27 protein-coding genes and 1 tRNA gene are annotated in these 24,516 nt (G+C 66.0%); 16 read left to right on the forward strand and 12 right to left on the reverse strand.

Annotated features, from left to right (window positions below):
* Positions 1-53 precede the first annotated feature (53 nt).
* Genes EV580_RS29370 through EV580_RS29395 form a run of 6 tightly spaced genes read left to right on the forward strand, consistent with a single transcriptional unit; the run spans position 54 to position 5,296 of the window.
* Complete coding sequence (locus EV580_RS29370) at positions 54-716, forward strand: rhomboid family intramembrane serine protease (RefSeq protein WP_133696065.1); 663 nt, start codon at positions 54-56, stop codon at positions 714-716.
* Entirely contained in the window at positions 713-1,534 is an 822-nt protein-coding gene (gene murI / locus EV580_RS29375) for a glutamate racemase (protein ID WP_133696067.1), read from the forward strand. The genes EV580_RS29370 and murI overlap by 4 nt, the downstream gene beginning before the upstream one ends.
* A 57-nt stretch (positions 1,535-1,591) precedes the next feature.
* The gene (locus tag EV580_RS29380; protein ID WP_166654947.1) at positions 1,592-2,365 is read left to right on the forward strand and encodes a cyclic nucleotide-degrading phosphodiesterase; all 774 of its coding nucleotides are present in this window, start codon (positions 1,592-1,594) and stop codon (positions 2,363-2,365) included.
* 45 nt (positions 2,366-2,410) lie between these two features.
* Positions 2,411-3,190 carry a ribonuclease PH gene (gene rph, locus EV580_RS29385; RefSeq protein ID WP_133696076.1) on the forward strand — a complete coding sequence of 260 codons (780 nt, stop codon included), beginning with the start codon at positions 2,411-2,413 and terminating at the stop codon, positions 3,188-3,190.
* Positions 3,187-3,795: an RdgB/HAM1 family non-canonical purine NTP pyrophosphatase gene (rdgB, locus tag EV580_RS29390; protein ID WP_133696793.1), complete on the forward strand. Its 609-nt coding sequence runs from the start codon at positions 3,187-3,189 to the stop codon at positions 3,793-3,795. The genes rph and rdgB overlap by 4 nt, the downstream gene beginning before the upstream one ends.
* A 46-nt stretch (positions 3,796-3,841) precedes the next feature.
* On the forward strand, positions 3,842-5,296 hold the full coding sequence (locus tag EV580_RS29395) for an MFS transporter (protein ID WP_133696078.1): 1,455 nt from the start codon (positions 3,842-3,844) through the stop codon (positions 5,294-5,296).
* On the opposite strand, the gene EV580_RS29400 is transcribed toward EV580_RS29395, so the two are convergent.
* From EV580_RS29400 to EV580_RS34380, 3 genes are read right to left on the reverse strand one after another with little or no spacing between them, the layout of a single operon-like run.
* The gene (locus EV580_RS29400) at positions 5,286-5,645 is read right to left on the reverse strand and encodes a DUF3817 domain-containing protein (protein ID WP_133696080.1); all 360 of its coding nucleotides are present in this window, start codon (positions 5,643-5,645) and stop codon (positions 5,286-5,288) included. The genes EV580_RS29395 and EV580_RS29400 overlap by 11 nt on opposite strands.
* On the reverse strand, positions 5,642-6,034 hold the full coding sequence (locus tag EV580_RS29405) for a hypothetical protein (protein WP_133696081.1): 393 nt from the start codon (positions 6,032-6,034) through the stop codon (positions 5,642-5,644). Before EV580_RS29405 ends, EV580_RS29400 begins: the two co-directional genes overlap by 4 nt.
* A 49-nt stretch (positions 6,035-6,083) precedes the next feature.
* Complete coding sequence (locus EV580_RS34380; RefSeq protein WP_286171917.1) at positions 6,084-6,335, reverse strand: LAGLIDADG family homing endonuclease; 252 nt, start codon at positions 6,333-6,335, stop codon at positions 6,084-6,086.
* A gap of 575 nt (positions 6,336-6,910) precedes the next feature.
* On the opposite strand from EV580_RS34380, the gene EV580_RS29415 reads away from it, so the two are divergent.
* The 7 genes from EV580_RS29415 (at position 6,911) to EV580_RS29445 (ending at position 12,787) form a co-directional block, all read left to right on the forward strand.
* Positions 6,911-6,994, forward strand: a tRNA-Leu gene (locus EV580_RS29415).
* Positions 6,995-7,057: 63 nt separating this feature from the next.
* Positions 7,058-8,272 carry an RtcB family protein gene (locus EV580_RS29420; RefSeq protein ID WP_133696795.1) on the forward strand — a complete coding sequence of 405 codons (1,215 nt, stop codon included), beginning with the start codon at positions 7,058-7,060 and terminating at the stop codon, positions 8,270-8,272.
* An 88-nt stretch (positions 8,273-8,360) separates the two neighbouring features.
* Positions 8,361-8,708 carry a VOC family protein gene (locus tag EV580_RS29425; protein ID WP_133696083.1) on the forward strand — a complete coding sequence of 116 codons (348 nt, stop codon included), beginning with the start codon at positions 8,361-8,363 and terminating at the stop codon, positions 8,706-8,708.
* A 227-nt stretch (positions 8,709-8,935) separates the two neighbouring features.
* Positions 8,936-10,138 carry a DUF1214 domain-containing protein gene (locus tag EV580_RS29430; RefSeq protein ID WP_133696796.1) on the forward strand — a complete coding sequence of 401 codons (1,203 nt, stop codon included), beginning with the start codon at positions 8,936-8,938 and terminating at the stop codon, positions 10,136-10,138.
* Entirely contained in the window at positions 10,135-11,280 is a 1,146-nt protein-coding gene (locus EV580_RS29435; RefSeq protein WP_133696084.1) for a sulfotransferase family protein, read from the forward strand. The genes EV580_RS29430 and EV580_RS29435 overlap by 4 nt, the downstream gene beginning before the upstream one ends.
* Positions 11,281-11,303: 23 nt before the next feature.
* Entirely contained in the window at positions 11,304-11,969 is a 666-nt protein-coding gene (locus tag EV580_RS29440) for a TetR/AcrR family transcriptional regulator (protein WP_166654948.1), read from the forward strand.
* Between the two features lie 14 nt (positions 11,970-11,983).
* On the forward strand, positions 11,984-12,787 hold the full coding sequence (locus EV580_RS29445) for an SDR family NAD(P)-dependent oxidoreductase (protein ID WP_133696085.1): 804 nt from the start codon (positions 11,984-11,986) through the stop codon (positions 12,785-12,787).
* A 4-nt stretch (positions 12,788-12,791) separates the two neighbouring features.
* Here the strand turns inward: EV580_RS29445 and EV580_RS29450 are convergent, their stop codons facing one another.
* Positions 12,792-13,604, reverse strand: coding sequence for an SDR family NAD(P)-dependent oxidoreductase (locus EV580_RS29450; RefSeq protein ID WP_133696086.1), 813 nt, complete (start codon positions 13,602-13,604; stop codon positions 12,792-12,794).
* Between the two features lie 83 nt (positions 13,605-13,687).
* Here EV580_RS29450 and EV580_RS29455 point away from each other — a divergent pair, with 83 nt between their 5' ends.
* The 3 genes from EV580_RS29455 to EV580_RS29465 all read left to right on the forward strand — a co-directional run bounded on the left by EV580_RS29455 (position 13,688) and on the right by EV580_RS29465 (position 16,493).
* Positions 13,688-14,680 (forward strand): NAD-dependent epimerase/dehydratase family protein, encoded by a 993-nt coding sequence (locus EV580_RS29455; protein ID WP_133696087.1) that lies wholly within the window; start codon positions 13,688-13,690, stop codon positions 14,678-14,680.
* Entirely contained in the window at positions 14,677-15,243 is a 567-nt protein-coding gene (locus EV580_RS29460) for a TetR/AcrR family transcriptional regulator (RefSeq protein WP_133696088.1), read from the forward strand. Before EV580_RS29455 ends, EV580_RS29460 begins: the two co-directional genes overlap by 4 nt.
* A gap of 83 nt (positions 15,244-15,326) precedes the next feature.
* On the forward strand, positions 15,327-16,493 hold the full coding sequence (locus EV580_RS29465) for a cytochrome P450 (protein ID WP_133696090.1): 1,167 nt from the start codon (positions 15,327-15,329) through the stop codon (positions 16,491-16,493).
* Here EV580_RS29465 and EV580_RS29470 read toward each other — a convergent pair.
* The 8 genes from EV580_RS29470 to EV580_RS29505 form a co-directional block, all read right to left on the reverse strand.
* Positions 16,459-16,965 (reverse strand): hypothetical protein, encoded by a 507-nt coding sequence (locus tag EV580_RS29470; RefSeq protein WP_208114678.1) that lies wholly within the window; start codon positions 16,963-16,965, stop codon positions 16,459-16,461. The two genes, EV580_RS29465 and EV580_RS29470, sit on opposite strands and share 35 nt — an antisense overlap.
* A 70-nt stretch (positions 16,966-17,035) precedes the next feature.
* On the reverse strand, positions 17,036-18,412 hold the full coding sequence (locus EV580_RS29475) for a lipocalin-like domain-containing protein (protein WP_133696093.1): 1,377 nt from the start codon (positions 18,410-18,412) through the stop codon (positions 17,036-17,038).
* Between the two features lie 5 nt (positions 18,413-18,417).
* On the reverse strand, positions 18,418-19,521 hold the full coding sequence (locus EV580_RS29480) for a Zn-dependent alcohol dehydrogenase (RefSeq protein WP_133696095.1): 1,104 nt from the start codon (positions 19,519-19,521) through the stop codon (positions 18,418-18,420).
* 27 nt (positions 19,522-19,548) lie between these two features.
* Positions 19,549-20,391 carry an LLM class F420-dependent oxidoreductase gene (locus EV580_RS29485; RefSeq protein ID WP_133696097.1) on the reverse strand — a complete coding sequence of 281 codons (843 nt, stop codon included), beginning with the start codon at positions 20,389-20,391 and terminating at the stop codon, positions 19,549-19,551.
* A gap of 32 nt (positions 20,392-20,423) precedes the next feature.
* Entirely contained in the window at positions 20,424-21,284 is an 861-nt protein-coding gene (locus EV580_RS29490) for a mycofactocin-coupled SDR family oxidoreductase (protein ID WP_133696098.1), read from the reverse strand.
* 45 nt (positions 21,285-21,329) lie between these two features.
* Positions 21,330-22,838 (reverse strand): aldehyde dehydrogenase family protein, encoded by a 1,509-nt coding sequence (locus EV580_RS29495; protein WP_133696100.1) that lies wholly within the window; start codon positions 22,836-22,838, stop codon positions 21,330-21,332.
* A gap of 12 nt (positions 22,839-22,850) precedes the next feature.
* Positions 22,851-23,987 (reverse strand): thiolase family protein, encoded by a 1,137-nt coding sequence (locus EV580_RS29500; RefSeq protein ID WP_133696101.1) that lies wholly within the window; start codon positions 23,985-23,987, stop codon positions 22,851-22,853.
* Positions 23,984-24,418 (reverse strand): Zn-ribbon domain-containing OB-fold protein, encoded by a 435-nt coding sequence (locus EV580_RS29505; RefSeq protein ID WP_133696103.1) that lies wholly within the window; start codon positions 24,416-24,418, stop codon positions 23,984-23,986. The genes EV580_RS29500 and EV580_RS29505 overlap by 4 nt, the downstream gene beginning before the upstream one ends.
* Between the last annotated feature and the right edge of the window lie 98 nt (positions 24,419-24,516).

A 24,516-nucleotide genomic window follows, 5' to 3' on the forward strand; every position in this document is an offset into this window, starting at 1 on the left:
GGCTTTGGAAGGCCAGCCCTGGGCGTAGACGCGGAGGCTCCGGTGAGACACAGATGAACCAGCCGTACTCGACCATTCCGCCGCAGCCTAAGAAGCCGGCGGTGTGGAAGGTCGGCGGCGCCACCATCCTGATGTTCGTGGCGCTGCTCTACGTCATCGAACTCGTCGACCAGCTTTCGGGGCACTCACTGGACCGCAACGGCATCCGGCCGCTGGAAAGCGACGGCCTGTGGGGCATCGTGTTCGCGCCGTTGCTGCACGCGAACTGGCAGCACCTGGCCGCCAATACCGTGCCTGCCCTGGTACTCGGCTTCCTGGTGACGCTGACGGGGATGGGGCGGTTCGTCTGGGCCACCCTGATCATCTGGGTCGTCGGCGGATTCGGTACCTGGCTGATCGGCAACATCGGCTGCGGGCTGGAGACCAACCACATCGGTGCCTCCGGTCTGATCTTCGGCTGGCTGACGTTCCTGTTGGTCTTCGGCGTCTTCACCCGGCACGTCTGGCAGATCGTGACGGGTGTCGTCGTGTTGTTCGTGTACGGCGGCGTGTTGTGGGGAGCACTGCCCGAGCTGAACACCTGCGGCGGGGTGTCCTGGCAGGGTCATTTGTGCGGCGCGATCGCCGGCGTGCTCGCGGCCTATTGGCTCTCCGGCCCGGAACGCAAAGCGCGGGAACGTAAGAAGGCCGGTCAGTTTCCCGGCCTGACGTCATGAGCGACCGCTTCGCGCCGGTTGGCATCTTCGATTCCGGCGTCGGCGGGCTGACCGTGGCGCGGTCGATCATCGATCAACTGCCCGACGAGGACATCATCTACGTCGGCGACACCGGCAACGGCCCGTACGGCCCGCTGACCATTCCCGAGGTGCGCGCCCACGCCCTGGCGATCGGCGACGACCTCGTTGAGCGCGGGGTGAAGGCCCTCGTTATCGCCTGCAACACCGCGTCGTCGGCCTGCCTGCGCGACGCGCGTGAGCGTTACGACGTTCCCGTCATCGAGGTGATCCTGCCCGCGGTCCGGCGCGCGGTCGCGACCACCCGCACCGGGCACATCGGGGTGATCGGGACCCAGGCCACCATCGCCTCGCAGGCCTATCAAGATGCGTTCGCCGCCGCCCGCGACGTCGACATCACGGCGGTGGCGTGCCCGCGATTCGTCGACTTCGTCGAGCGCGGTGTCACCAGCGGCCGTCAGGTGCTGAACTTGGCCGAGGGCTATCTGGAGCCGCTGCAGCACGCGCAGGTCGACACGCTGGTGTTGGGCTGCACCCACTATCCGCTGCTGTCCGGGCTGATCCAGCTGGCGATGGGGGATTCGGTCACCCTGGTGTCCAGCGCCGAGGAGACGGCCAAAGACTTGCTGAAAGTGCTGACCGAGGGCGATCTGCTGCGGCCGCACGAGGCTCCGCCCGCGACCCGGCTGTTCGAGGCAACCGGCGATCCCGAGGCATTCACAGCCCTGGCGGCGCGCTTCCTGGGGCCGGCGATCACGGGTGTCCACCCTGTTCAGCGTCACGTCGGCGCGACCAAGTGATTCTCATGGCCAAACCCGCCATGTTTTCCTCTTGTGGCATCTGGGCATGGCAAGCTGGTGACTGTGCGAATCACCATCCTTGGTTGCTCCGGCAGTGTTGTCGGGCCTGATTCGCCGGCGTCCGGGTACTTGCTGACCGCTCCCGACACGCCACCGCTGGTTCTCGATTTCGGCGGCGGGGTGCTCGGCGCGTTGCAGCGCTATGCCGATCCCAACGACGTCCATGTGCTGCTGTCGCACCTGCACGCCGACCACTGCCTGGATCTTCCCGGCTTGTTCGTGTGGCGCCGTTATCACCCGAGCCCGGCCAAGGGCCGCGGGGTGATGTACGGCCCCAGCGACACGTGGAGCCGGCTGGCGGCCGCGTCGTCACCGATGGGCGGCGAGCTCGACGATTTCTCCGACATCTTTGACATCCATCACTGGCAGGACAAGCAGTCCGTGCAATTCGGGGCGCTGAACGTCATGCCGCGACTCGTGACCCATCCGACCGAATCGTTCGGGATGCGGATCACCGACCCGACGGGCGCCACGCTGGTCTACAGCGGTGACACCGGGGTGTGCGATTCGCTCGTCGAATTGGCCAGTGGGGCAGACGTATTCCTGTGCGAGGCCTCGTGGACCCACGCGCCGGACCGGCCGCCGCATCTGCATCTGTCGGGCACTGAGGCCGGGCAGATGGCCAAGCGCGCCGGTGTCGGTGAGCTGTTGTTGACCCACATCCCGCCGTGGACGTCGCGCGAAGACGTGATCAGCGAGGCCAAGGCCGAGTTCGACGGACCGGTCCATGCCGTGGTGTGCGGGGAGACCATCGAGGTCCGTCGACACTGACGCCAGCCGCCTAGACCGGAGACGTCCCTCCGATAGGGTTGCCAGGTGTCCAGACGACAAGACGGCAGGCTCGACGACGAGCTGCGGCCGGTCACCATCACCCGCGGTTTCACCTCGCATCCGGCCGGCTCGGTCCTGATCGCCTTCGGCGAGACCCGGGTGCTGTGCACGGCCAGCGTCACCGAAGGTGTGCCGCGCTGGCGCAAGGGCTCGGGCCAGGGCTGGCTCACCGCGGAGTACGCGATGCTGCCCGGTTCCACCCACACCCGTTCGGATCGTGAATCGGTGAAGGGCCGTCTCGGTGGGCGCACCCAGGAGATCAGCCGGTTGGTCGGACGCTCGCTGCGGGCGTGCATCGACCTGGCCGCGTTGGGGGAGAACACCATCGCGATCGACTGTGACGTGCTGCAGGCCGACGGCGGAACCAGGACGGCGGCAATCACCGGCGCCTACGTCGCGCTGTCCGACGCGGTCACGTATCTGGCCGCGGGCGGCAAGCTGTCCGACCCGCGTCCGCTGTCGTGTGCCATCGCCGCGGTCAGCGTCGGTGTTGTCGACGGCCGGGTGCGCCTGGACCTTCCGTACGAAGAGGATTCGCGCGCCGAGGTCGACATGAACGTCGTCGCCACCGACACCGGAACCCTCGTCGAGATTCAGGGCACGGGCGAGGGCGCGACGTTCCCGCGCTCGACGCTGGACAAGATGCTCGACGCCGCGCTCGCCGGCTGCGAGACGCTGTTCGCCGTACAACGCGAGGCGCTCGAACTGCCGTATCCCGGTGTGCTGCCGGAAGGCCCGCCTGCCAAGAAGGCGTTCGGGTCCTGACACAACTCCTCGTTGCCAGCCGCAACGCCAAGAAGCTGGCCGAGCTGCGCCGCGTTCTCGATGCCGCGGGCGTATCCGGTCTGACGTTGGTGTCGCTGGACGATGTGCCGCCCTTCGAAGAAGCCCCCGAGACCGGCGCCACGTTCGAAGAGAACGCGTTGGCCAAGGCTCGGGACGGCTACGCCGCCACCGGCCTGCCGACCGTCGCCGACGACTCGGGAATCACCGTCACCGCGCTCAACGGAATGCCGGGCGTGCTGTCGGCGCGGTGGGCCGGCACGCATGGCGAGGACGGCGCCAACAATGACCTGCTGCTGGCGCAGCTGCGCGACGTGCCCGACGAGCGGCGCTCGGCGGCTTTCGTGTCGGCGTGTGCCCTGGTCTACGGTCCCGCCGATTCCGACAGTGCCGTCGTGCGCGGAGAGTGGCCCGGGGTGATCGCCCGGGCGCCGCGCGGTGAGGGCGGCTTCGGCTACGACCCGCTGTTCGTGCCCGACGGGGAAACTCGCAGCGCCGCACAGCTGAGCCCCGAAGAGAAGGACTCGGCATCGCATCGAGGCCGGGCACTGGCGCTGCTCATTCCGGCGCTGCGCGCGTTGACCTGACTCAGCAAGATTTTTTTTAGCGCATCTAACGTGTCATGATGCCGAGATGGGTCGTCACTCGGTCCGGGTGGGGCACCCCGGGGTCTTGATCGCCGTCCTGGCGGCCGCCGGTATCAGCGTGTCGCTGATGCAGACGCTGATGATCCCGCTGATTCCCGAGCTTCCGATGCTGCTGCACACCAGTCCCGACAACGCGTCGTGGGCGATCACGGTGACGCTACTGACCGCCGCGGTGACCACGCCGGTGTTCGGCCGTCTCGGCGACATGTACGGGCCCAAGCCGATGCTGATGGTCTGCGCGGCCACGTTGACGGTTGGCTCGTTGATCGCCGCGATGACCAGCTCGCTGCTGCCGTTCATCGTCGGGCGCGGGCTGCAGGGCTTCGGCATCCCGATCATCCCGCTCGCGATCAGTGTGCTGCGCGCGGCGATACCCGCGGACCGGGTCGGCTCCGCGATGGGGCTGATCAGCTCGTCACTGGGGGTCGGTGGCGCGTTGGGACTGCCGCTGTCGGCGGTGATCGCGCAAAAGACCGACTGGCACACATTGTTCTGGGGCGCAAGCGTTCTCGGCGTCATGGCGATGCTGCTGTTCTATTTCCTGGTCCCCAACATTCCGCCGACCTCCGCCGACCGGTTCGACCCGTTGGGCTTCGTACTGCTGACCACCGGGTTGGTGACGCTGCTCCTGCCGATCTCGAAGGGCTCGACCTGGGGGTGGACGAGCACGACAACGGTGTCGCTGTTTGTCGTCTCCGTCGTGGTGTTCGCCGTCTTCGCGCGTTGGCAGTTCCGGACCCCGTCGCCGATGGTCGATCTGCGGACCACGCTGCGCCGGCCGGTCCTGACCACCAACATCGCGGCGATCCTGGTGTGCTTCTCGATGTTCGCGCTCTCGTTGGTCGCCCCGCAGGTACTCGAGCTGCCCAAGGGAACCGGATACGGCCTGGGGCAATCGATGTTGCAGGCGGGTCTGTGGATGGCGCCCGGCGGGCTGGCGATGATGTTCGCGTCCCCGCTCGCGGCGCGGATCGCCGGCCGCCGCGGCGCCAAGTTCACCCTGGTCTGCGGTGCGGCGATCATCGCGGGCGCTTATCTGGGTGCGGTGTGGTTGCTCGGCAGCCCGGCGGCGGTGATGGTGGTCAACGTCGCCATCAGCCTCGGGGTCGGGTTCGCGTACTCGTCGTTGCCCGCGCTCATCAACGCCGCGGTGCCGGTCTCGGAGACGGCCGCGGCCAACGGAATCAACGCGCTCGCCCGGTCGCTGGGAACGTCGATCTCCAGCGCGGTCATCGGGGTGGTGCTCGCGACAATGACGATCAGCTATGCCGGGCACACGATGCCGTCGTTACAGGGGCTGCGGATCGCGTTGCTGATCTCCGCCGGCGTCGCGGCGCTGGCCGCCGTTGTCGCGGTGACGATCCCAACCGCGGCCGATGCGGTCGAGGAGTGGTCGCCCGACGAGCTGGAGCTCGAGGACGATCCGCTGATCAGAGGTTGAAGCGGGTCTTCAGTTCCCGGGTCTGCACCTGCTCGACGATGATGCCCAGCAGCGGGATCGTGCCGGCCAGCAGCACGCCGATGGTCTTGGCGATCGGCCAGCGCACCTTCACCGCGAGGTTGGCGGTGAACAGCAGGTAGATGAAGTAGACCCAGCCGTGGACGACGCCGATCCAGGTGGGTGGGTCGTCGACCTTCACGACGTACTTCAGCACCATCTCGTAGCAGAGCGCGATCAGCCACAGGCCCGTCGTCCAGGCCAGGACCCGGTAGCCGTTGAGGGCCTTGCGGATCGTCTCGTTCGGGACGCCCGTCTGCTCGTCTGCTTTGGGCGAGTCGGGTGCGGTCATGCGGTGGTCCTGTTCTGATCGTCTTGCGCCTTGTCGGACTGGGCCAACTCGGCGAGGTAGGCGTTGTATTCGCGCATTGCGGGGTCGGCGTCGTCCGAAGTGGCGCGAGCCGTTGGGCGTTCGGGGAGCAGCCCGGCGGGAATCTCGGTGACCGACTCCGTCGTCGATGTCGGCTCGGGGGGAGCGTCTTCGTAGCGGATGAACTTGCGGTAGGCGTACACGCAGAAGCCCGCGAACATCGGCCATTGCAGGGCGTAGCCCAGGTTCTGGAACGTGCCGGAGTTCGACTCGAATCTGCTCCACTGCCACCAGCCCAGCGCCAGGCAACCACAGGCGGCAATGATCACCAGGATGATCAGGCCGAAGCGGTGGCGGCGGGTCGTGGACACACCACGACGGTACCCTGCCAGCGGTTATGGGTTCACCGCTGCGTGACGCTCAGCACTTCGGACCGATGAATTCGTCGAGGCGCGCAGTGGCCGCCTTGCGGTAGATCGAGACGATGTACTTGGTCGACCGGGTCCACGGAATGCCGAGCCGGTCGAGAGTCCCGGTGAACAGGCCGAGGATGTCTTCGGAGTGGTTCGTGAAGTGGTAGCGGATGCTCTCGACGCCGCGGTCGTTGGCGATGACACGGCACCCGTCGCTGTGGATCAGACCGCGGATGAAGTCCTCGGGTGCTTGTTCCACGAGCCGTTCCTGCCACGGCTCCAACTTGATGGGCCTGCGGTGCTTCAGGCCGGGACCGTGTTGCGGGAACAGGCATGGCCAGTGTTTGGAGGAGAGATATACGTCAGCGCATGTGCCGCTCGGTCTGGTCCACACGCCCGCCCGTTGTCCCGGCATCAGGGTGTCAATCGCCCTTCGGCAGCCGTCGATGATGCCGGGATACTTCGTATCGCAGGTAACCCTGAGTATCCAGCTGCGAGCGGTCTTTGAGACGCAGCCGTCGCCGAGATACAGGCCAAGCAAGTAGCAATAGTCACTAGGTGGCAGATCGTCGAAGTCGTGGAGTCCGGCACACGGTCCCGACCGCTGTGCGCGATCCCACTTGGGCGATCGGGTCCGCCACACCTGCACTGTGCGGCGCGGAATCCCTGTCTGTCTAGAGATCGCGCAATCATTCAAGCCGGCGGCGATGAGACCGCGTACAAGCTCGAATTCCTTGACTGATCGCACGCTGGTTCCTGTCTTCGGGTCCTATTCAGAACGTATTGGCCGCCACCGACAAGATCGCTGCGCCCGACGCTAGAATCGTGTCGTTCGCGGGCGTGATGAAACTGGCAAACATGATGGCTTTAGGTGCCATTGCTCGGAAGAGCTTGGGGGTTCGAGTCCCCCCGCCCGTACTCAGTTTCTTGGCAGGTTCCTAATATCGGCTCGACAACCCCTGCACAATTCAAGTCATGACTATGCACCGAATCGACGGGCATAAGCTGCTGAACTTCGCTTCGCATATCGACGACAGTGCCGTCGACCAGGCCAAGCAGACGGCGGCCATGCCGTTTGTACATCCGCACGTGGCGCTGATGCCTGACGTGCACTCGGGCAAGGGTTCCGCGGTCGGCACCGTGATTCCGACCATCGATGCGGTGATCCCTGCCGCGGTCGGCGTGGACATCGGCTGCGGGATGATCGCTGCCCGAACGACGTTCACTGCGAATGACCTTGCGGGCCGCGATATGTCGGCACTGCGGGCGGCGATCGAGTCCGCCATTCCGCTGTCGCCGGGGAACTACAACCACGACCTGGATCGGTTCCCGTTCACGGCGGCGCGCATCGAGGCGCTGCAGAACCTTGCGTGGCCCGGTGACGACGGTGAGGACAAGGCTCGCCTCAACGTCGACCTGTCGCACTCGCCGAAGTGGCGCGAGCAGCTCGGATCGCTGGGCGGTGGCAACCACTTCATCGAGCTGTGCCTCGACGAGGCTGAAAGGGTATGGCTGTTCCTGCATTCCGGCTCCCGCGGAGTCGGGAACAAGATCGCGCTCAAGCACATCAAGGTGGCACAGCAGCTGTGCAAGCGGTGGTGGATCGACCTGCCGAACCCCGACCTGGCCTACCTCCCGCAGGGCACACCGGAGTTCTCCGCGTACCTGCGAGAGCTGAACTGGGCCCAGCGTTTTGCGATGGAGAACCGCGCGGAGATGATGGATCGCTTCGCGCTGGTTTTCGGTGATTGGGTTGGCGCGCAGGGTGATACGAGCGATTTCGTCGAGACGACGGTCAATACGCACCACAACTACACCGCAAAGGAGAAGCACGGCGGCCGAGATGTGTGGCTGACCCGCAAGGGTGCGATCGACGCTCACGAAGGCCGGCTCGGCATCATCCCGGGGTCGATGGGGACGAGGTCCTACATCGTGCGCGGCAAGGGAAACTCGGCTGGGCTCTGCTCGGCACCGCACGGTGCCGGGCGGCGATTCTCCCGCGCGGAGGCGCGGCGCCGGTTCACCGCTGACGACCTCGCCGACCGCATGCAGGGCATCGAGTACCGGCACGGCGACGAGTGGGTGGACGAGATCCCGGACGCGTACAAGGACATCGACACCGTGATGGCCGATGCCGCTGACCTCGTGGAGGCTGTGCACGAGCTGCGGCAGGTGCTCAACGTCAAGGGCACCTAGGGGGAGGGGACTCTGTGGTGCGGGCGGTACGCCGCCGGCACCACAGAGTTCACCCGGATCTGTCACCGGCCTGGGCTAGCGTCGGGTCATGGCACTCAAGACCGAGAACATCACGTTCGACACCACCGATCCCGAAGGGCTGGCCGCCTGGTGGGCTCGCGCTCTCGACGGCGAGGTCACGCCCATCGCCCCGCCCTTCTTCGTCGTGGTCAGTCGTCCCGAGGGGCCGGGTCTGGCCTTCCAGCAGGTGGAGGATCCGACGCCGGGCAAGAACAAGGTGCACCTCGACTTCTCCACCGCCGACGTCGAGGCGGAGGTCGCACGGCTGGTCGGGCTCGGCGCCACCGAAACCGCTCGCAACAGCTTCGGTGACTTCGGCTGGGTAGTGCTCGCCGACCCCGAGGGCAACGCGTTCTGCGTAGCACCCCGCGCCTAACCCGGTAGGCCACAACATCGAATACCGCTGCGATTAACCAGTATTGGCGTCGCCAGGCGGTCTGCCCTGAACCTTCTCCGTCAAACCGTTGACATTACGGTAGCGATGGTGTGATGATCGTGTCGTAAATCGAAAACGACGTTTTCGAAATCTCCAGCCGCATAGCAGCGGAAGCGAAGGAGTGCGACGTGGCCGCCGACTCGGACCAGCCAGCGTGGAAGAATCCGCTGTCCTGGCTGCCGCACTCCATCGCCGAGGCGGCCCTGTCCGGCACCGGCAACGACGTCGAACTACCTGCCGCATGGGCGCATCTCCAAGAGCGGCTCGAGGCCGCATCACAGCTGGTCATGTCCGATCCGGTGAACAAGAACAGCATCGACTTCGCCGCTGGCATGCGGCACCTGATGATCCTGCTGACGGTCGGCATCGATATGGCGTTGCGCGCCGATCCCGATCCGGTGCTGTCGGTGCAGCGGGCGAGCATGGACGACATCGTCACCTGGGGTCTGGAATGCCCCGACTGCGTCTACCTCAACGCCAGCATGCGGGCGGGGGAGACCTACCGGCTCTACGGCTCACGGGGCACCGCCCGCTACGTGGGCATCCAGACCATGGACGGCATCGCCGCGACCGCCAACTACCTGGTCGACGATCTGGACGTCAATCCCGACGGCACCTTCGAGGCGATCCTGTCCGCGGATGAACACGACGGCAACTGGATCAAACTCACCGGCGAGCATCCGACGCTCACGGTCCGGAACTTCTTCTACGACTGGGACACCGAGGTGCCCGCCTCGCTCGACATCGAACGGATCGGTCCCAAGGCGGACGTCGCACACGGGACTGTCGAGCCGACCACGTTCGTGTCCCGTCAGCTCGTCGCGCTCGGCGACTTCGTCTATGACAATCTGAAGTTCTTTCTTGACTTCGGCGCGATGCCGCCCGTCAATGGATTCCTTCAACCCGCGGATATGAGTGAGATGGGTGCCGCGGCCGAAAATCGGCCTGTCATAGGAAGGTTCGCGCTAGATCCGGGACAGGCGCTGATCATCGAATTCGAACCGCCCAAGGGTGTGTATTGGAGCATCTCGGTCGGCAACCCGTGGCTGGAGACCGTTCATTACGGACGGCACCAGTCCAGTCTCAACGGGCACCAGGCCGTCATCGACGCCGACGGAATTGCCCGATTTGTGCTCAGCGCCGAGGACCCCGGGGTGGCCAACTGGCTGGAGACGGCCGGCCACAGCAACGGTGCACTGTTGTTGCGTTGTGTGCGGACTGAATCCGCGCCGGTGCCGGCGACGCGCGTCGTGGACGCCGGTGCCGTGCTTGCGGAGCTGCCCGGCGGCACCACGATGACCACCCCAGCCGAACGCGCCGACGTCATCGCACGCCGCCGCCGGGCCATCACCGAAAGGTTCCTTCGATGAGTTTCACCGCCGACGAACTCGAAGCCGGTGCACGTGACGCGACCGGTCTGTCGGACTTCGGGTCCACCTATTACCGCGAGGGGCTCGAACGCACCGTCGACGCACTCAACACCGAGGCCGAGCTGAACGACCTCGGGCGGGTGATGCAGCACGCCACCACCAGCAACGCGCTGATGCAGCGGCTGCGGATCGTCGACACCCTCAAGGCGCACCCCGAGATTCACGACGAGGTCGTCGACGGCCCGATCGTCGTACTGGGTCTGCCGCGCACGGGTACTACCGCTCTGGGACAACTGGTTTCGGCCGACCCGCAGTTCCGCTTCCTGCGCACCTGGGAATCTCAGGCACCGACCCCGCCACCGGAGACTGCCACCCAGCGCACCGACCCCCGCATCGCGCAGGCGGCCGAGGGCATCGCGATGGTCGAGCAGATGTTCCCCGACTTCAAGGCCATCATCAATTCCGAGGCCGAGGCCGCCACCGAGTGCCAGGACCTGATGGGGATGAGCTTCCGGACGTTCCACTTCGACGGGGTGGTTCGGGTGCCCAGTTATGTCGAGTGGCTGCTGGACTGCGATATGCGGGAGACGTACCAGTTCCACAAAGAAGCCCTCAAACTGCTGCAGTGGCACTGCAAGCCCAATCTCTGGCTGCTGCGCACCCCGGTGCACATGTTTGCGCTCGACGCCTTCGTCGACACCTACCCCAACGCCAAATTCCTGTGGAGCCATCGGGATCCGGCCAAGGTGCTCGGTTCGGTGTGCAGCCTCATCGCCTACGTCCGCAGCTGGAGCAGCGACTATCGGGACAACGCCGAACTCGGTGCCGAGCAATTGGCGTGGTGGTCCGAAGGCATCAAGCGCGCTATGGACTTCCGGAAGAAATTCGGCGACGACCGCTTCGTCGACGTCTCCTTCGCCGATCTGCAAACCGACCCGGTCGGCACCGTGGCCAAGAGCTACAGCGAGCTGGGGCTGACGTTCTCGGACGAGTCGCGCGCCCGGGTGCAGGACTGGGCCGGTGGGCACCAGCCTGGACATCGTGGCACCCACAGTTACGAACTGGCCGACTACGGTCTGACACCCGAACAGGTGCGCGAGACGTTCAGCGACTATCTCGCCGCGTACGACGCCTCGGCCTAGCGGCACCGTGGTGATGACAGACCATGCAACCGACATCCACGGCTGGACGCAAGAAACTCGATCCCGATCCGCGAGTGCGCGTCGAGATCATTTCTGCGGCGTCGACATTGGTGCGCGAAGAGGGCGTTCGCGCATTGAGCATCGCCGGCGTGCTCAAGCGGGCCAATCTGAGCACGCGCGCGTTCTATCGCCATTTCGACTCCAAGAACGAGCTCGTGACCGCGGTGTTCGTAGAGATGGCGCGTGTCGAGAAGCTGCGGTTGCGCAGCCGCATGGCCAAGTATGACGACCCGGTACGCGCAGTGGCCGAGTGGATCGACGGGCGGCTCGATCTGGCGTTCAACGAACAGATCCGATCGGATCTGCGCAAAATGTCGCTCGAAGCGCAGTCGCAGATGTTCGCCGACCCCGAGCTCGTCGGACCGGCCTACACCGAGATCCTGCTGCCACTTCGTGAACAGCTCGAACGTGGCAGTGAGACAGGCGCTTTCGCCGATATCGATCCCGCCAACGAGGCGCTGTGCATCCAGGGCACGGTGTGGGCGAATGTCGAGCGGCACTGGGCCACCGGCGATTGCGAGCTGACCGGTCTGCGCGAGCGTGTTGTGCGGTTCTGTCTGCGCGGGCTTGGCGTCGCACCGGACGCCATCGCAGAAGTTCTACGGGAATTCGATTCCACACCGACCTGACGAAGGGAATTGCAATGGATTTGGGACTGGCTGGAGCGACCGCGGTGGTCACCGGCGGCAGCAAGGGGATGGGGCTGGCGATCGCCCGCACCCTCGCCGAGGAGGGCGCGCGGGTGGCCATCATGGCCCGTGACCAAGGGCCGCTGGACGCCGCGGCCGAGTCACTGCGTGCCGCCGGATCCCCTGACGCGGTGGGGATTTCCGTCGACATGAACGACGCGGACTCCATCGCCACGGCTTTCGCTGAGGTCGCCGAGCGGTGGGGGAGCCTCAACAGCCTGGTGCACACGATCGGCCCCGGGGACGGGTACTTCGAGGACATGACGGATGCCGATTGGGAAAGCGCCTTCGGGCTCGGCACCATGTCCGGCGTGCGTTCGATCCGGGCCGCGCTGCCCAGTCTGCGGAAGGCCGAGTGGGCCCGCATCGTGACGTTCTCGGCGCATTCGATCCAGCGCCAGAACCCGCGCATCGTGGCATACACCGCATCCAAAGCAGCCTTGACCAGCATCACCAAGAACCTGTCGAAAAGCCTTGCCAAGGACGGCATTCTGGTCAACTGCGTGTGTCCTGGCACGATCGTCACCGCGAGCTTCACCGAGAATCTGAAGGACATCCTGGCCGCCGACGGTCTGGACGCCAGCGATCCGGTGCACGTGATGAAGTGGATCGACGACAACTTCCACCAGCCGTGCGACCTCGGCCGCGCCGGGCTGCCCGAGGAGATCGCCTCAATCACCACCTATCTGGCGTCACGGCGCAACGGGTACGTCACCGGCGCCACCGTCAACGTCGACGGCGGCTCGGACTTCGTCTGAGCCGTCAGTACGCGCTGGGCCCCAGCGCATAGTCCCCGGTCTCGGGGTGGTGATACCAGCCGCTGCTGGCCTGCGTTCCGCCGTCGACGTGAATCGTCTGCCCGGTGACATAACTGGACAGGCTGGACGCTAAAAACACGGCGGCTCCGGCCATTTCGTCGACGTGGCCGGCCCTGCCCATCGGCACGGTGAAGCCGAAGCGGCGTTCACCACCTGGCGGGGCGACCTGCATCATCCCTTCGGTCATGGTGATGTCCGGCGCCAGGGCATTGACCCGGATCCCGTGCATCGCCAGCTCCAATGCGGCGGTCTTGGTGTAGTTGATCACGCCGGCCTTCGCCGCCGCATAGGTGGCATAACCCGGTGCGGCGCGCACCCCTTCGATCGAGGTGACGTTGATGATGCTGCCCGAGAGGCCGTGTGCCACGATGGCTTTGGCCACCCGCTGCGTGCACAGGTACACGTGTCGCAAGTTGGCCTTGTACAAGGCGTCCCAACCGTTTTCGGATGTCTCGAGGATGCCCGAGTAGAAGACGCCACCGGCGTTGTTCACCAGGATGGTGACCGGGCCCAGCTCGGCTTCGGTCTGGGCCAGGGCGGCGTCGACCTGCCCGCTGTCGCGGACGTCGGTCGGAATGCCCAGTGCCCCAATCTCTTGCGCCGCCGACGCGCAACTGTCGGTGTCACGCTCCCAGATCGCCACGCGCGCGCCGAACGCGGCAAGGCCGGCCGCGACACCGCGTCCGATACCGGCACCTCCACCGGTGACGACGGCCACCCGGTCGGTCAACAGAATCTGTGCAGGATCGACAGTCATGCTCCTGACTGTAGACCATGCCCAGCTCGGCTGTTACATTCAGGACGAAAATTGTCATATTTGTAACAGACCGAGAGGGAACGATGGGCGCCACGATCTTCGTCACCGGAGGTACCGGCCAGACCGGCGGCAACGTCTGCGAGCAGCTGATCGAGCGCGGCGATCACGTGCGGGCGCTGGTGCGCAATCCCGACGAGGCCCAGGCGCTCGCCGCGCTGGGCGTCGAGTTGATCAAGGGCGACATCAGCGACGCGGACGATGTGCTGCGTGCGGCGGCCGGTGCCGAGGCGGCCATCCACTGCGCGGCGTTGCTCGGCGGCGCGAGCCAGGACATCAACGATTTCAAGGCGGTCAACATGACCGGCACCACCAATGTCCTTGACGCGGGCCAGAAGCTGGGCATGCGTCGCGTCGTCGCGTTGAGCACCGCCACGTTCATCGACTTGACCACCGACAAAGAGTTCGAAGAGGCTCCGGTGCTGGCGAACCCACCGGACGACCCCTACACGGTCACCAAGTTGGCGGCCTTTCTGGAGGCCCACGAACGCGCCGCCGCCGGCGAGGACGTGGTCACCTGTCACCCCGGCGCGATCTTCGGACCGGGCGTCGTCGTCGAGCGGGCCCTGCACCGCACCAGCTTCAACCGTGTTCTGCTGGCCGGTCTGCGCGGCCGTATCTCCCGGTACCTCGCCTTCCCGGTCACGTGGGTTGCGGGGGCCGATGTCGCACGCGGGTCGATCGCAGCGCTGGACCGTGGTGTCGCCGGCGAGCGCTACCTGCTGATCGGTCGCCCGGAAGACACCATCAGCACCGCCGCGGGGATCAACCGCGCCTGCGAGATCGCCGGCATCGACCACAGCGTCGAGGACCTGGATTACCGCACCGATCCCGAGCGCTTGACCGCGGAGTTCGGCCCGACGCTGATGGCGATCGCCGAAGCCGCGGCCAAGGATGCCCGCCTGGCCCGCTCCGCGGACAATCCCACCACCCGCCGGCTGGGGTACGACCCGATCTCGTTCGACGACGGACTGCGCGCCTACATTCCCTGGCTGCGTAAAATCGGGCGATTGACATGACAAGCGCCGCCGAGAACAGCCGGTCAGATCACGGCGATCTGACCGGACGGATCCTTGACGCCGCGCGCCGACTGGTCCTGCAGTCCGGGATGCGCAAGCTGTCGCTGACGGAAGTGGCTGCGGTCGCGGGCGTGTCGCGCCAGAGCATCTACCGCTACTTTCTGTCCAAAGAGGAGCTGATCGACGCCCTCGGCAAGTACGAGTATCAGCGCTTCAATGCCGCAGTGGAAAAGGCGATGGACGGCCGGACCGGCCAGGCCCGCCTGGAGGCCGCGCTCGACGTCGTGGCCACGGTGCTCCTCGAACAACCGCCCCGGCGGGTCGTCGATCTGGAACCGCGATTCGCCCACGATCAGATCGTCGGGGCATTGCCGGTGATCACCGAAGGGCTTGTCGGCGTGATCCGGCAGTGTCAGCGCGAAGGCGTCGAACTGAACGCGGCACCGCGCGATATCGCCGCGGCGATCGCACGCACCGCACTGAGCCATTACTCGTTCCCCGATCGCGACTCATCGTCCGCGCTCCGTCAGATCCGTGCCATCGTCGGACTGCCGACCGGTTGACCGTATGCCGACCCCGGGACACGGTTTTGTATGCTTACCGTAATTGATACGGTTGATCGGTTTGGCCCGGCGGAAGGTACGTGATGACGGCTCCGAAGATCGACGATCCGGAATTCTGGCGCGACGGCCCCGACGGGGAGTTGGCCGAATTGCGTCGTCGTTGTCCCGTCGCCGAATTGCCCGACTCCGGGTTTTGGGCGGTCACCGGTCACGCCCAGATCAGCGAGATGAGCAGGGACCCCGCCGCCTACATCTCCTCCAAGGGCGTCCTCATCGGTGACGTGAAAAGGGAAGTGTCGGGCAATGACTCGATCCTTTACGTCGATCCGCCCCGTCATGTCACCATGCGCCGAATCGTCAACAGGGGCTTCACCGTTCGCCGCGTCGCGCAACTCGCGGATCTGGTCGAATCGATCGTGGCCTCGGTGTTCGACGACATCGACCCGACAGTGCCGATCGACGCCATCGATGCGATCAGCGCGCCGGTTCCGCTGTTGATCATCGCCCACATGCTCGGCGTGCCCGCCGAGGACATGCCGACCTTCCGCAAGTGGTCGGACGCGATCGCGATCGCCGCGACCGATCCGACCGATCCGCGGGCGATGGCCGCCATCGATTTTTTCGGCTATTTCAATACCAAACTCGACGCCCGGATCGCCGAGCCCGAACCGCCGGAGGATCTTCTGACGGCGATCACCGCGGACGCCGAATTGACTCGCAGCGAACAGCTGGGCTTCTGCATGAGCCTGCTGGTCGCCGGGAACGAGACCACCCGGCATCTGATCAGCGGCGGGCTGGTGGCACTGGCCGAGCATCCCGATCAGCGCGCCGCGCTGGCCGCCGACGAGTCGCTGATCCCGGCTGCTGTCGAAGAGATGTTGCGTTGGGTCACACCGATTCTGGCGATGGGACGGACGGCGGCCTGCCCGGTCGAGATCGGTGGCACGCAGGTCCCCGAAGACGCCTACATGGTGATGCTGTACGCCGCGGCCAACCGCGACGAGACGGTGTTCGGCGAGACCGCCGATGCCTTCGACGTGACACGCTCACCGAACCCGCATCTGGCCTTCGGCGTCGGTGAGCACTTCTGCCTGGGCGCACAGCTCGCCCGGCTGGAGGCCAAGGTCGTGTTCACCGAGATCCTGCGCCGGTGGCCGGACTACCAGGTACTCGACGGCGTGGAAATGGGTGCCTCGACACTGTTGCGCGAGACGATCAAACTGCCGATCCTGTTGCAGCCCAACGGCTAGGGGCCGACGGTGCGGTGCGCGACTGTGGCGTGTAGCTGAGGAAGTTCTCCGTCGACGCGCAGGTCCCGGACAGCGACGCGGCGTGCAGAGCTTGGGTCTTGAACGCGACCGCGGCCGCGCTGAGCCGGTGCTGCACATCGTGTAGACGGTTGCCGGACAGGGGCCGCCGGTCGCCCCACACGGTGACTTCGGTTCTGGGGTCGCGGATCACGACGTCGACCTTCGTGTGCAGCGCGGACGGCAACGACGTCAGGTCACAGCCGACGGCGATCGCCGCGGGCCGCCGGGCCGGCCAGGGATCGCCATCGAGCGCTACGGCAGGCACGCCGAGTATCCGCAGTGGCGTGGTGTCGCAACCGGCGGGCACCCACGCTGTGACGTCCCATCCGGCCCAGACCCGGTCGCACAGCCATCCGCCGATGACGCGGACGGCATCGCCGATCTGATCGATGACGACGATCATCGAATGCACGTGAGCCTGCCCGGGGGTTGAGCCAGCGGGATGCACCGATGACGGGCGCGGGGCGAGCGGTGACCGTGCACTAGTGGAGGTCATTGCGGACCGCCTCGATCAGTCCCTCGAGCAACTGGGTCAGCTCGGTGGAGATGGGTGCGTCGAGCCCGGCCAGTTGCGCGCGCAGAGTCTCGTCGAGATGTGCGATCGTCGCGGGCTTGTCGTTGCCTGCGATCAAGGACCGGGCCGCGGACAGATCATCGCTGAGCCCGGCGGAACCGACGTGGTGGTAGGCGATTTGGGTCTCCAGGACGTCGATGAGTTCCCAATCGCGGTACATCGCGTTGGACGCCTCGTAGAGCGCGACGCCGGTGACCGGTTCGCCGCCCATGGTGCCCACGTAGCCGTAGGGGCCCTCTTGATATTCGATGGGCAGCGCGTGGCCGGGTGCGCGCACCAGCGGCTCGCCCACGAGCTCCAGGTCCAGGGTCTTCGACCGAACGATGTGGCGCTCCGGCATATAACGCGCCTGGGCAAGCGGTTTCATCAAACTGCGCACCTCGTCGGGCCAGCGCACATAGCTGGTGGTGGTGACGTCGAGGTCGTCGACACATTCCGGCGGCGTCCCGTCCTCATACGTCGCGGTGATACCGGTGAACGGCACCAACACATTTCCGCCGCGCCGGTCATATTGGCGCCACACGCTGAGATCGACACCGTTGTCGAGGGCGATGGTGTGCCATTCGTGGGCCTGGCCGCGAGCGTCACCGCCCGTACCTCCGCCGCCGGCATAGCGAGGGAACCACTGCCGGTCGATGTGGGCCGAATCGCTGTGCACTTCTTCGGAGATGTCACCCCACTGCAGGGTGCCCGTCATCGTCAGACCGGTCTGGAAGTACGAGTACGTGTCATCCTGTAGGCACGCGACGATGCGTCCGTTGTGCACCGAACCCCCGACCGGAACCGGGCCTCTGGTCGGCGTGAGATGAAGCGTCAGCCTCATCGGCGCGCCGTCCTGGTCGGTTCCGACTGCGTCGTAATCGTAGGTGTAGGGCACCAATTCGCCGTCGGCATCGAGGTTGGTCCACCACAGGACGGTGCCCGCGCTGCTGTCGTAGCGGAGGTCCAGGTGACCCTCGGCGCTTGTCAGCTTCGGAACGGCGCCCGGCACCATGTTCTTCGGTGGCATGTCGTAGTCGGTGTAGGTGCCGTACACGCCGTTGTCGGTGTCGAACAAGGCGAACGTGTAGAAGTCGGCGACGATGTTGTCTGCCGGCCTGTTGCGGTTGAAGATCGTGATGAACGCAAACCGGCGACCGGATTTGGTTCCGGTCAGATGCCCAGCCAAATACCAGGTGTCGGACTGGAATTCGGGGTGCGTACCTTCGGCGGCGGGGAACTGCATCTGCGGTTCGCCGGCCACCAGGTCATACGGGTACTGCCGCCACGCGTCGGTGTTGGTCATCTCTACTACACCCTCACTTCGTCGTTGACGATCACTGATCGAATTCCGCTGCCGCTCACCAGGTCATCGAAAGCGGAGTTGACGTCGTCGAGCCTGATCCGCCGGGTGATGAGCTTGTCCAACGGCAGTGCGCCGGAGCGCCACAAGTTCAGCAGCATCGGGAAATCCCGGCCCGGCACCACCGATCCGTACTGACAGCCCACCACCGTCTTGCCCTGGATGTAGAGATCGTGAGCCGGCAGCGAGATTTTCTCGGCCGGCGATGCCGCACCCACCACGCAGGTGGTGCCGCCCGGGCGGGTGGCGGCGAACGCGGTTTCGATTGTCGCGGCTCGTCCGACGGCCTCGAACACGTAGTCGGCACCCCGGCGGCCGGTGAGCGCCTTGACCTGTGCGACGACATCCTCGCTGCTGGGATCGATCACGTGTGTGGCGCCGAGCTCGACGGCGATCTCGCGGCGAGACGCCACCGGGTCGACGGCGATCAGCTCGGCCGCGCCCCGCACCCGCGCGGCCATCAGGACCGCCAGACCCACACCGCCCATGCCGATCACCGCCACCGAACTGCCATGTTGCACCGGAGCGGTATTCAGTGCCGCCCCGGCGCCGGTGGCGACCCCGCAGCCCACGAGTGAGGCGATGTCCAGCGGGATGTCGTCGTCGATCTTGACGACGGCCCGCGCCAGACAGTTGGTGGCCGTCGCGAAACTCGACACCCCCATGGACGTGAACAGCGCGGTGCCCTCGGTGTCGGTGGCATACGGCATGGAGTAGACATCGCGAATCGCGTTGCGGCACAGATGGACCTCGCCGCGATAGCAGTACCAGCACCGCCCGCACGAGGCGATCCAGGCGATCGCGACATGATCGCCGGGCTTGACGTGGGTGACCTCGGACCCGACCGCCTCGATGATCCCCGCGCCCTCGTGGCCGAGAACGCAGGGCGTACCGGCCGGCAGCAAGCCGGTGGCCTGGGACAGGTCGGAATGGCAGACGCCGCTGGCGGCGATGCGCACCCGGACCTGTCCGGCCGCCAGCGAGGCGAGCTGGATGTCCTCGAGCCGAAGTGGTTCGGATATCGCACGCAGAATCGCTGCGCGTTCAGTCATCGCCGTCCCCTCGTCGCTTCGGTCGTCTCACATCTTGCTCATGATTTCGTCGGCAAACCGGGCAATCCCGTCAAGTGCCCCGCTGGTGCGCTGCCAGGGGTCGACGATCACCCGGTCCAGTCCGGCGTCCGCAAGCTTCTTGACGTCGTCGATGCTGGTCACCGTGTAGCTCATGGTGACCTGTGGGCGACCCAGCCTGCCGTTTTCGATCCACAGCTCGTCGAGCGTTCGCAATGACGCCGGCAGCATGTCGGGGGTGTGGTTCATCGGTATCCAGCCGTCACCGAAGCGGGCGACGCGGCGCAGCGCCGCCTTGCCGTCGCCACCCACGTGGATCGGCGGACCGCCCGGCTGCACCGGCTTGGGTTCGAACATCACCTCGTCGAAGCTGAAGAACCGGCCCTGCAGCGCCACCGTCGGCTCGGTCCACAACGCCTTGCAGATCTCCAGTGCCTCGTCGACTCGGGCGCCGCGGGTGTTGAAGTCCCACCCGACGGCGTCCCACTCCTCGCGCAACCAGCTGGCGCCGATCCCGAAGTCGAACCGGCCTCCCGACAGCACGTCGAGGGTGGCCGCGGCGCGGGCGCTGACGAACGGGTGGCGCAGCCCGATGTTGTAGACGTGCGTCCCCAGCCGAATGGCGGTGGTCTGTGCGGCCAGGAACGACAGGTAGTTCAGGGCGTCGAAGACCGGTGTCTGCGGCGGGATCGGCGGATGCTCGGCACCATGATGTGGGCTACCGCTGATATTGGCCGGGAGCACCAGATGTTCTGGGATCCAAACGGATTCGAATCCGAGTTCATCCGCGCGGCGGGTCAGCGTGCTCCAGATTCCGGGATTGGCTCTGGCCAGGGTGATGCCGAACTTCACTGCTGTGGTGTCCTATCGCTTGTGGGGGAGGGCTAGCCCGACCAGGGGAGCGCTTTGATCGCGCCGCCGGCGTCGATGCGCAGCTGCTGGCCGGTGACGTAGCGCGCGGCATCCGATGCGAGATATAGCACCGCCTCGCTGATGTCCTCGGGTTCGACGTAGGGCACCGGCATGGCGTTGATGATCGGGAAGGTCAGCTCGGCGTCTTCGCGGGTCGGGTTTTCCAGATCGGGCCGGAATGCGGCGTACATCGGCGCGCTGTGCAGCATGGGGGTGTTGACATTGGTCGGGTGCACGGCATTGACCCGGATGAACTCGGGCGCCAGCTGCAGGGCCAGGTTGTTGACGTAGTGCGCGACGATCTGTTTGGCGAACCCGTATCCGGCGCCGCCCGGACCGGCGTCCATCCCGCTGGTGTTCTGCGACGCCAGCGATGCCGCCAGCGACGCCGTTGCGATGATCGAAGCACCTGCCGTGAGGTGTTTGAGGCTGGCGTGCACCAGGTTCAGCACCCCGAGGAGGTCGACGTCGACGGCGTCGACGAACGCTTGGCGCGGGCCACCCTTGGTCAGTGGGGCGATGCCGGCGTTGGCGACGACGATGTCGAGCTTGCCGAATTCAGCCACCCCGGCGTCGATCGCGTCGGCAACCGCGTTGCGGTCGCGTACGTCGACGATCGCGGTGTAGGCGTTGCGCCCTTCCTTCTCGACCAGGCGAGCCGTCTCGTCGAGATCTTCGGGCCGTGCCAGCGGGTAGTCGTTGGTCTCGATGTCGGCGCAGATATCGATGGCGATGATGTCGGCGCCCTCGGCCGCCAACAATCGTGCATGCGACCGGCCCTGGCCGCGCGCCGCGCCACTGATGATGGCGACCTTGCCGTCAACTCGTCCCATGGGGGTTCTCCCTAGTGTTGGTTTTTTACAGTGTTTTTGGGTGGCTCACAGGTAGCCGATGGTCTTGGTCTCCAGGTATTGCTCGAAGCCTTCGATACCGTTCTGCCGCCCGATGCCGCTGGCCTTGTAGCCGCCGTACGGGGCGTCGGCGCCGTAGAACAGTCCGCCGTTGACACTGAACGATCCCGCCCGAACCCGATTGGCGAACTCCATACCCCGGTCCGGCGAGGTGGTGAACACCGATCCCGACAGTCCGTAGTCGCTGTCGTTGGCCAGCGCCAGCGCCTCGGCGTCGTCGGAGTAGGGGAGCACCACCATCACCGGGCCGAACACCTCCTGGCGGGCGATCTCGGCGGCGTTGTCGACGGCGGCGATCAAGGTGGGGAGCACGTAGTTGCCGCCGGCCAGCTCGGGGTGCATGTCGGTCGGGGTCGTACCGCCGGTGAGTACTTGTGCGCCAGCGGCTTTCGCGCGGTCGATGAATCCGAGGATGCGATCCCGTTGCTTGGGGTTGATCACCGGCCCGAGCAGGGTGTCGGCGCGCGCCGGGTCACCGGGTTTGAACATCTCGAACAGTTCGATCACCCGGGCGACCACGGCGTCGTAGCGATGGGCCGGTACCAGTAGCCGGGAGTTCACCGCACAGCCCTGGCCGGCATGGAAACACACCTGGGCGGTCTGGGGGATGGCCACGTCCAGGTCGGCGTCATCGAGCATCACGAGCGCGGACTTGCCGCCCAGCTCCAGGAACACCCGCTTGAGTGTCTCGGCGGCCCGGCCTGCGATCCGGCGCCCGACGTCCGTCGACCCGGTGAAGGAGATGAGATCGACGCGAGGATCGGTGACCAGCAGCTCGGCCACTGCGTTGTCCGGTGTGGGCACGACGTTGACGACGCCGGGTGGGATGTCGGTGTGCTCGGCGATGATCCGTCCCAGCCGCGTCGATGTCCACGGCGTGTTCGGATCCGGTTTGAGCACAACGGTATTCCCGGTCGCCAGGGCTTGGCCCAGCTTGTTGGACACGATCTCGAACGGGTAGTTCCATGGTGCGATCGCGGCCACCACACCGACCGGCTCCTTGACCACCCTGCGCTGTCCGTCGCCGGCCTTGCCGACGCCCAACTCACGCGTCCACGCGAACGAGTCGATGAGTTCGGTCGGAAACGTCAAGGCATCGGCCAGCGGCCAGTCGACCTGGGCCATCAGCGTCGTCATCAGTGGCGCACCGACTTCGGCGATGATCTCTTCGCGAAGATCCTCGGCTTCCTTCTCCAACGCTTCCTGCAGCTGCACCAGACACCGCTTGCGTAGCGCGTGGTTGGTGCTCCAGTCGGTGGTGTCGAACGCCCGTCGCGCCGCGGCGATCGCCGCCGTCATGTCCTCGGGGCCTGCCGCACTGGCGGTGCCCAGCACCGCGCCGGTAGCCGGGCTGATGTTGTCGAAGTGCTTGCCGGACTGTGCATCACGGAGCTCACCGTCGATGAACATCCGCGTTTCCGCGCGTCCGGCCGCACGCAGGTTGAGCGCTGTGGATTCCGTTGACGTTGTTGTCATTGCTGCTCCTGGTTATGCGGTCAGCACCATTGAGGCGCAGTGTGGTCCATGGGCATTGGCGACGACGGCCACCCGGGCATCGGGTACCTGGCGCGTGCCGCATTCACCGCGCAGCTGAGCAACCCCCTCGGCCAGGAAGCTCATCCCGTGCAGGCGTCCCTCGGCGAGCTGGCCGCCCTGGGTGTTCAACGGCAGTGCGCCACCCGGCCCGATCGCGGCGCCGCCGTCGACCCAGTCGCCGAATTCGCCTATGCCGCAGAACCCCATCGCCTCGATCCAGGACACGGTGATATGCGTGAATCCGTCGTACAGCTGCGCGACGTCGACATCAGCCGGGGACACCGACGCGCGTTTCCACATGGTGTCGGCGCACGGCCGGGTCCCGCCGAACAGAAAGTCGTCGGTGTAGGTCCAATCCGGTTTCCATCCGGTGCCCATCGCGATCGCGTCGATCCAGACCGGCGGCTTGGGGGTGTCCACCGCCCGCTGGGCATTGGTGATGACGACGGCACAGGCGCCGGTGACCGGATAGTCACAATCGAAGAGGTGCACGGGATCTGAGACCATCCGTGAGTTCAGATAGTCGTCCATCGTGATCAGGTCCCGCAAGACGGCGCGTTCGTTGAGGCTCGACCAACGCCGCGCGTTGACCGCGACGTGGCCGTAATCTTCTTCACTGCCGCCGAGGGTGGCGAATCTGCGGCGCATCTTCATCGCCATCACCGGGATCATCCCGCCGGCGATACCGTAGGGAAGATCCCACTGCCACATGCCCGACGGTGGCGGCAGCATCTTCTCCGCCGACTGCTGGCCCCACTCCCGGGTGACCGAGCGGACCACCAGCGCGACCTCGCAGGCGCCGGACTGGACTGCCATGTGGGCGCCGACCACCGAGCTCATCGCCGAGGGGCCCCACGGGCCGAAATCGCCGAAGGCAACCAGGTTTTCGACGCCGAGCATCTTGGCGATGTCGTAGGACTGCTCATTGCCTGCGTACTCGAAGATCCCGTCGACATCGGAGATCCGCAGGCCTGCATCGGCGATCGCGGCGCGGGCGGCGTCGACGGCCAGGCCCCGCCCGTCGACCCCCTTGGCCCGGTGCACGCTCGAATAGCCGACGCCGACGACGGCTGCCTTGCCCTGTGTCACTGCGGCGTCCGGACCGGGCGGAACTGCGGGATCGCCAGATCACCACGCGGTTCGAACACCACCTCCATCGCCATGCCGATGCTCAGTTCGTCCGGATCCGCCTCGACGATGTTGGTCATGATCCGAACGCCCGGGGCGTCGTCCAGTTCGGTCAATCCGATGAGCAACGGGATCGCGTCCAGGAACCCGGGATGGAACGGCTGGCGCAGCACCGTGAACGAGAACAGGGTGCCGCGACCGCTGACCTCCACCGCGACGGGTACCGCATCTGCCGGGCCGCCGCCGGGAATCTCCGGGGTGGGCCCCGGCGGATGCTGGCGGATGTCGAGCCCTTCGAATCCTTGGACGGTGAGCGTGCCGTTTGTGGCTTTCTCCCAGTAGTAGGCGCTCACCGGATCCGGGATCGGCACCGGCTTGACGTTCAACTCCATGACACTGCTTCGTGGTCCTCTGCTCGTTCCACCTGCGGCCCCGCGTAATCCAACGAACACCAGCGTTGTGGATTACAACCGTATGTCTTACGGTAACG

The organism is Mycobacterium sp. BK086 (genome assembly GCA_004362315.1).
In the GTDB taxonomy this organism is placed as follows: domain Bacteria; phylum Actinomycetota; class Actinomycetes; order Mycobacteriales; family Mycobacteriaceae; genus Mycobacterium.

What these genes read in the sequence shown, in the direction of transcription:
- EV580_RS29370 (WP_133696065.1), top strand. Translation starts at nt 54, where the DNA reads ATGAACCAGCCGTACTCGACCATTCCGCCGCAGCCTAAGAAGCCGGCG.
- murI (WP_133696067.1), top strand. Translation starts at nt 713, where the DNA reads ATGAGCGACCGCTTCGCGCCGGTTGGCATCTTCGATTCCGGCGTCGGC.
- EV580_RS29395 (WP_133696078.1), top strand. Translation starts at nt 3,842, where the DNA reads ATGGGTCGTCACTCGGTCCGGGTGGGGCACCCCGGGGTCTTGATCGCC.
- EV580_RS29400 (WP_133696080.1), bottom strand. Translation starts at nt 5,645, where the DNA reads ATGACCGCACCCGACTCGCCCAAAGCAGACGAGCAGACGGGCGTCCCG.
- EV580_RS29420 (WP_133696795.1), top strand. Translation starts at nt 7,058, where the DNA reads ATGCACCGAATCGACGGGCATAAGCTGCTGAACTTCGCTTCGCATATC.
- EV580_RS29425 (WP_133696083.1), top strand. Translation starts at nt 8,361, where the DNA reads ATGGCACTCAAGACCGAGAACATCACGTTCGACACCACCGATCCCGAA.
- EV580_RS29435 (WP_133696084.1), top strand. Translation starts at nt 10,135, where the DNA reads ATGAGTTTCACCGCCGACGAACTCGAAGCCGGTGCACGTGACGCGACC.
- EV580_RS29440 (WP_166654948.1), top strand. Translation starts at nt 11,304, where the DNA reads ATGCAACCGACATCCACGGCTGGACGCAAGAAACTCGATCCCGATCCG.
- EV580_RS29445 (WP_133696085.1), top strand. Translation starts at nt 11,984, where the DNA reads ATGGATTTGGGACTGGCTGGAGCGACCGCGGTGGTCACCGGCGGCAGC.
- EV580_RS29450 (WP_133696086.1), bottom strand. Translation starts at nt 13,604, where the DNA reads ATGACTGTCGATCCTGCACAGATTCTGTTGACCGACCGGGTGGCCGTC.
- EV580_RS29455 (WP_133696087.1), top strand. Translation starts at nt 13,688, where the DNA reads ATGGGCGCCACGATCTTCGTCACCGGAGGTACCGGCCAGACCGGCGGC.
- EV580_RS29460 (WP_133696088.1), top strand. Translation starts at nt 14,677, where the DNA reads ATGACAAGCGCCGCCGAGAACAGCCGGTCAGATCACGGCGATCTGACC.
- EV580_RS29465 (WP_133696090.1), top strand. Translation starts at nt 15,327, where the DNA reads ATGACGGCTCCGAAGATCGACGATCCGGAATTCTGGCGCGACGGCCCC.
- EV580_RS29475 (WP_133696093.1), bottom strand. Translation starts at nt 18,412, where the DNA reads ATGACCAACACCGACGCGTGGCGGCAGTACCCGTATGACCTGGTGGCC.
- EV580_RS29480 (WP_133696095.1), bottom strand. Translation starts at nt 19,521, where the DNA reads ATGACTGAACGCGCAGCGATTCTGCGTGCGATATCCGAACCACTTCGG.
- EV580_RS29490 (WP_133696098.1), bottom strand. Translation starts at nt 21,284, where the DNA reads ATGGGACGAGTTGACGGCAAGGTCGCCATCATCAGTGGCGCGGCGCGC.
- EV580_RS29495 (WP_133696100.1), bottom strand. Translation starts at nt 22,838, where the DNA reads ATGACAACAACGTCAACGGAATCCACAGCGCTCAACCTGCGTGCGGCC.
- EV580_RS29505 (WP_133696103.1), bottom strand. Translation starts at nt 24,418, where the DNA reads ATGGAGTTGAACGTCAAGCCGGTGCCGATCCCGGATCCGGTGAGCGCC.